Raw genomic sequence first — 936 nt, forward strand, 5'->3', positions numbered from 1 at the left:
CCGCGGCGCTTACTGCCTGAACCATCAAAACGAAGAATCACACAATGGCGTCATACACCACGTCCATGGACTTGACCACGCGTCGGGTGCGCCTCTTCCCTGAGCCGTCGCCGTCCCGACCCTTGTCCGGCGGCTCACCGGTCACTGTCGCGTTCATGTACTACTCCAATCGGACTGAGGCTCCTCTCTGTTTGCGGAACCAAAACAGTTGCCACACTAATGGAACGTTTGTTCGACTCAAGCCGACACGCCGTCCGCGGGGTGAGCATGAGCCTAGTCCACGCAACTTCTGTCACAGTAGCCACAGCAAGCGCATTTGCAACGATTCAGTCGCGAGTCAATTCCTGAGCCGGTACCGGAGCTGACCGCTGTTTGCTTCCACAACACGTCCGTCGTCGCGGATGCGAAACGCCAGCTGTCCGCTGTTGGCGTGTACGACTCTGCCGTCGTCCCTGATGCGGTATTCGGTCATGCCGCTGTTGGCGTCGCATACGCGGGCACCCCGCACTCGGAACACCGTCTGTCCGGAATTGGCATCGCACATGCGGTGGCCGTCCCACTGCTCTTCACTCATAACTCCAGGTTTCCACGAGGCACTGACAAACTTGCCGCTGTTGCGCGCCGCGTCCACACCTTTGTCGGTGGTTTGTCGTCATACTTTCGGCAACCTGCTGATTTGCTGGGTTGCGCCAGCACTCGCTGCAATGCCCGGTTCTCATACAGAAGCGCTGGAAAACTAGGGGATAGGAGCTGCTGCCGGACAATTTTCGGACCCAGCAGAGTTTGCTAGAGCACAAAACCTAGGGACTCATAATCCGTTGGTCGCGGGTTCGAGCCCCGCCCGCCCCACCGCCTGGTGTGTATGACCTCGGCTGATGCTTGACATTTCAGCTTCGGGTGATGCCTGACAGTGTTTCGGCTGATGCTTGACAGCTG

Annotated in this window: 1 protein-coding gene; it reads right to left on the bottom strand. The window is 58.5% G+C overall.

Features of this window, described 5'->3' with window-relative positions:
* Positions 1-337 precede the first annotated feature (337 nt).
* Complete coding sequence (locus A5791_RS18690) at positions 338-574, bottom strand: hypothetical protein (protein WP_067240039.1); 237 nt, start codon at positions 572-574, stop codon at positions 338-340.
* Positions 575-936: the final 362 nt, after the last annotated feature.

Source organism: Mycobacterium sp. 852002-51163_SCH5372311, from assembly GCF_001667115.1.
In the GTDB taxonomy this organism is placed as follows: domain Bacteria; phylum Actinomycetota; class Actinomycetes; order Mycobacteriales; family Mycobacteriaceae; genus Mycobacterium.